The 5,233-nt window shown below is 75.3% G+C and carries 3 protein-coding genes; 1 reads left to right on the top strand and 2 read right to left on the bottom strand.

The annotated features are described in order from the left end of the window. Window positions 1-36: 36 nt before the first annotated feature. Window positions 37-1,836 carry a DEAD/DEAH box helicase gene (locus I6A81_RS40210; protein ID WP_203007704.1) on the bottom strand — a complete coding sequence of 600 codons (1,800 nt, stop codon included), beginning with the start codon at window positions 1,834-1,836 and terminating at the stop codon, window positions 37-39. A 444-nt stretch (window positions 1,837-2,280) separates the two neighbouring features. Between I6A81_RS40210 and I6A81_RS40205 the strand changes: the two genes are divergently transcribed. Next, a complete protein-coding gene (locus I6A81_RS40205) occupies window positions 2,281-3,963 on the top strand; it encodes a helix-turn-helix transcriptional regulator (protein WP_203007705.1) in 1,683 nt (560 codons plus the stop codon). Window positions 3,964-4,214: 251 nt separating this feature from the next. On the opposite strand, the gene I6A81_RS44510 is transcribed toward I6A81_RS40205, so the two are convergent. Continuing rightward, the coding region (locus I6A81_RS44510) for an ACT domain-containing protein (RefSeq protein ID WP_238441611.1) at window positions 4,215-5,233 on the bottom strand (1,019 nt) is incomplete at its 5' end.

The raw sequence follows: 5,233 nt of genomic DNA, 5'->3' as shown, positions 1-5,233 counted from the left end.
CGTCACGCGCGGGCCAGCCCCTCACCCGTCCGAGCGTCAGCTATTCCATTTCCGCATGGTGTCGATCCGGGCGCGCAACTGGGCGGCCGTGGCCTGGCCGCTGGGCGGGCCGCCGCAGGTACGGCGCAGCTCGGCGTGGATCATGCCGTGGGGACGGCCGGTGCGGTGGTTGTTCGACGCCACCAGCCGATTGAGCTCACGACGCAGCTCGGCGATCACCTCGTGCACCGGGCGGCTGTCCTCGGTCTCAGCCTCGGCCGGGGGCGGGGGCGCGGTGGAAGCCTGCTTCGCCGCCTTCGCCTTGCGGCCGCGCTCGGCCGCCAGTTGGGCGGCCTGGCGCTGGCGTAGCAGCGTGGCGACCTGGTCCGGCTCCAGCAGACCTGGCAGACCCAGGAAGTCCTCCTCCTCGGCGGAGCCAGCCGGCGCGGGAGCGCCGAACTCACCGCCGTCGAAGATGACCCGGTCCAGCTCGGCGGAGGACTCGAGCGCGGTGAACGGCGAATCCGGCTTGTCCGTGGTGTCGCGGCGCCGGTTGGCCTCGCGCAGCGCCTCGTCGTCGAAGGCATCCGGCTCGCGCAGCGGCTTGTCGAGCGCGTGGTCGCGCTGGACCTCCATCTGGCCGGCGAGGTCGAGCAGCACGGGCACGCTCGGCAGGAACACCGACGCGGTCTCCGCCCGTCCCCGGCCCCGCACGAACCGGCCGATGGCCTGGGCGAAGAACAGCGGGGTGGCCACCGACGTCGCGTAGACGCCGACCGCGAGGCGCGGCACGTCGACGCCCTCGGAGACCATCCGGACGGCGACCATCCAGCGGTCCGTCGAGCCGCGGAAGGCCGCGATCCGGTCGCTGGCGGTCGGGTCGTCGGAGAGCACCACCGTCGGCTCGGTGCCGCTGATCCGGCGCAGCAGCGCGGCGTACGCCCGCGCGTTGGCATGGTCGCTGGCGATCACCAGGCCACCGGCGTCCGGCATTCCCCCCCGGCGGACCTGGGTGAGCCGGGTGTCCGCGGCGGCCAGCACCGCCGGGATCCAGTTGCCCTTGGGGTCGAGCGCCGTCCGCCAGGCGGCGGCCGTCTGCTCGTTCGTCAGCGGCTCCCCGAGCCGGGCCGTCAGCTCGGCGCCGGCGCTCGTGCGCCAGCTCATCTCACCCGAGTAGGCCAGGAAGATCACCGGGCGGACGACGCCGTCGCGCAGGGCGTCCGCGTAGCCGTAGGAGGAGTCCGCGACGCTGCGGGTCACCCCGTCCTGTCCTGGCAGGTAGGTGACGAACGGGATCGGGTTGACGTCGGAACGAAAGGGCGTCCCGGTGAGGGCGAGCCGGCGGGCCGCCGGAGTGAACGCCTCCCGGATCGCGTCGCCCCACGACAGCGCGTCGCCCGCGTGGTGGACCTCGTCGAGGATCACCAGTGTCCGCCGGGCCTTGGTGCGGGCCAGGTGCAGCGCCGGGTGAGCGGCCACCTGGGCGTAGGTGAGCGCGACGCCGAGGTAGTCGCGCGACGTCGCGCCGGCGGAGTTGCGGAAGTTCGGGTCGAGCGAGATGCCGACGCCGGCCGCGGCCTCGGCCCACTGCCGCTTGAGGTGCTCGGTGGGCGCGACGACGGACACCGCCGTCACGACGCCGGCGGCGAGCAGCTCGGCGGCTACCCGCAGCGCGAACGTCGTCTTGCCGGCGCCCGGCGTCGCGACCGCCAGGAAGTCACGGCCGCTGACGCTCGAGGCGGCGCGGTAGCGCTCGAGCGCGGCGCGCTGCCAAGCCCGCAGGGGCCGCTCGTCGGGTCTCGGGTCAGGGATCCGCCGGGTGCCAAGGGGCCCTAGCTGCTGGTCGCGGACACTCACGGCGTCTGACTCTATGGGGCGCCTCTGACAACCCCGGGCGTTGGGCACACCGGCGCGCGATGTGCGCGCCGCCACACTGGCTCCGCCGCGGGCCGGCGGCGGTCACGCCCGGCGGCGGCGCGCCGCCGCCGACGCCGCCGCGCGGCGCGTCCCGAACCCGGCGACGGCTGGCTCCGAGCGGCGTCGAGGAGCCGCGAACGGGCGCCAGCACGACCAGCGGCACGCCCGTTGTGGCGACCAGTTGCACGTCCCGATGCACCTGCGGTCACACCACGCCACAGGAGCACCACGGCGCGAACACGCCGCGCTGATCACACGGCTACATTCCGTTTATGAAATCCCACGCCGATACGGACCGTAAATTTTTTTGGTTAGGCAGCAGCCGAGACCACTTCGCGGCGCGTTACGCTGATCGTGTCGATTGCCTGACCTGGAGGGTTCGCGATGCCCGCACCGCTCGGGACCGGGGCACGGCCAGGCGTGACCCAGGCGCGTCACGTACTGGCCGGAGGTCACTCCACGCTCGCGCGAAACGGTTCCGAGAGCATCGCCACTCCCGTCGCCAGACACCCGGCGCGAGTGAGCGCCAGACCGGCCGCCCCCGAGGCCGGCGCCGCCGGGCCCGGGGCCCCGAAGCCCGGCCCGGCCGAGCAGGAGCCGACCGCTCCGGCGCCGACGCGCACCCCGAACGGCCGCCTGCGGCTGTGCCGAGAGGAAAAGGGCTGGTCGCAGGAAAGGCTCGCGGTCGAGCTGCGCCGCTTCGCGGTGCTGCACGAAGGCCGAGAGGCCGGCGTCACCGGCAACATGATCTGCAAGTGGGAGAAGGGCGACAAGAAACCGAGCCTGCGTTACCAGCGACTGCTGCGGGCGCTATTCCACCGGTCGTCGGCGGAGCTCGGCTTCATCGACGACGACCCCGCGATAAATCTGGCCCCGCCAGGCTTGACCGCTCCAATTCTGGGTATAGCGGATGTCGTGGACCCGCAGGCCGGAAACACGATGGCCACAAGCTCCGCTGGCACCAACGTCGCCTCGAACGCCCCGATTGTGCTGCGCGCCGCCGACGAAGCGGACCTGCGCGGTATCCCCGTCGAACGCCGCGGCTTCCTGCGCATGATGGCCGCCGGCGGGGTCGCCGTCGTCCCGGTCGGTGCCGCCGCGGCGCTCACCACGGCCGCCGCCTCCGACGAGGCCCCCTGGGACCGGTTGTCGGCCGCGCTGCGCCACCGCAGCCCGGTCACCCCCGAGCTCGCGCAACAGCTCAGCCAGCAGACCGCCGGGTTGTTCGGCCTCGAGGAGCGGGTGCCCGCGCGCACCCTGATGGCCCGCGTCACCGGCCATCTCTGCACGCTCACCCAGCTGCTCGAGGCGACGACCCGCTCGCCGATCCGCCGCGAGCTCGCCAGCACCGCCGGCGAGACCGCCGCGCTCGCCGGCTGGCTGGCTTTCGACCTGCGCGACAACGCCTCCGCGCTGGCCTACTACCGGGTGGCGATCGAGGCCGCCAGGGAGGCCGAGGACCCGGCGCTGTGGGCATGTGTCCTGGGCTACGAGAGCTACCAGCCGAGCGGAGCCGGCCGCCACGACCAGGCGGTCGCGCTGCTGGCCGAGGCGCAGCGCCGGCTCGGGCGCGCGGGCAACCCGCTGACCAGGGCGTGGCTCGCCGCCCGGGAGGCCGAGGAGCAGGCTGCCCGCGGCGACGGCCGCGCCGCGGTGACCGCCCTCGACCGGGCCCAGGAGGCGTTCGGCGCGGCCGGGCCGACCGACCGGGTCTGGACCGGCTTCTTCGACCGAGGACGGCTGGACGGCCTGCGGGTGACCACCTTCACCCGGCTGCGCCGCCCGGCTGCCGCCTACGCCGCCGCGAGCGACGCCCTGGCGGCCGCCGGCCCCGCCGCCACCAAGAAGCGCTCCCTGCTGCTCGGGGATGTCGCCGAGGTGCACATCCAGCGCCGCGACGTCGACGCCGCCGCCCGGTTCGCCGCCGACGCCCTCGCGATCGTCGCCCAGACCGACTTCTCCCTGGGCCTGGCCCGCGTCCAGCGCGTCCGCGAACGCCTCGCCCCCTGGCAGTCCACCCAGCCCGTCCGCGATCTCGACGAGCAGCTGCGCGCCCTGCTGGTCTGACTCGGCGCCGGTGGGAGGCGCACGACACTCCGTCCCCGGACGGTCCATATCCGACGGCGTCCGCGGCGGGACGGCGCTGTCCGCCCCCCGTCGCCTTCTCCAGGGCTGAAACCGGACGAGCACAAACCATCCGGCGGTATTGCGCCGGCCAGGACCGAGGTCCGTCCGGGTTTTCGGTGAAGACGACCGATTCGGTGAGGACGAGACGGCGGCGCCGCCCAGGGTGGGCGACGCCGCCGGTTCACGAACGGTTATGAGCCGGTCTGGCAGGCGCGGTAACAGTCATAGACGCCGCCGACCGTGCGGACGGCGGTGAGGACGGTGTCCAGTTGCTCCGGGCCGGTCACCTCGACGGTGAACCGGGCGTGCGCCACCCGGTCCTCCGAGGTCGACGTCGACGCGGCCCGCAGACCGGCGGCCGTGTCCGAGAGCACCTCGGTGATGTCGGCCAGCAGGCCATACCGGTCGAAGGCCTCCACGGCGATCTCGGCGGGGAAGGCGTGCTCGCTCGGGGCGTCCCAGTGCAGCACCCGTAGCGGCTCCCGCGCCGACCCCGACGGCTGGGCGTTCGCGCATTCGCCGCGGTGCAGCGTCACCGCGCTGTGCTGGGCGACGAAGCCGATGAGCTCGTCGCCGGGCAGCGGCAGACAACATCGCGCGACCCGTACGGGGGCGTCCGGGTGCCCGTCGAGGGAGGCCACCCCCGCCCACGCCGGGGTCGGCCGCCGGCCCACCACCGGCGTGGCCGCCGGCCGCGAACGCCGGCCGCCCATCAGCGCCTGACCGTCCGGCACCCGGCCGCCCGAGGCCGGCCGGTCCTCGGCCGGCTCGTCGTCGGCGGCCGGGGAGGACCGCGCCCCGGCGTCCGTGTCCCAGCCGTCCAGGTCCCCGGCGTCGGTGTCCCCGGCGTCCAGGTCCCAGGCGTCGTCCGTGTCCCAGCCGTCCGCGTCCCAGGCGTCCAGGTCCTCCGTGGCCGCGGCCAACGGCGCCGTGGCGGGCCGCTGGGCGCCGCCCGCGTCCCGCGCCTCGGCGGTGGTCCCCGAAGCCTCGGCCGCGCGCTCCGGCGCGGGCGAGCCGTCCGCCGGCCGCTGGCCGTCCGCCGCGGCTGGCATGGCGGCGGGCGACGGGGCACCCGGCGCGGCGGCGGCCACGGGCACGGAGGACACCGCGGGCGCGGTGGCCGCCTGGGCGCCCGCGGGCCCGGTCGCCGCCTCGGTGCTCGCCGGCGGGGCCCCCGGGGGCGCGCCCGCCCCCCCGCGGCCCCGCGCGG

The organism is Frankia nepalensis (assembly GCF_016786325.1).
Lineage (GTDB): Bacteria > Actinomycetota > Actinomycetes > Frankiales > Frankiaceae > Pseudofrankia > Pseudofrankia nepalensis.
Note: the sequence above shows the minus strand (reverse complement) of the source record. Positions and strands in the feature narration are given on the sequence as shown.

Coding starts and splice junctions, on each gene's coding strand:
- I6A81_RS40205 (WP_203007705.1), top strand. CDS start 2,281: ATGCCCGCACCGCTCGGGACCGGGGCACGGCCAGGCGTGACCCAGGCG.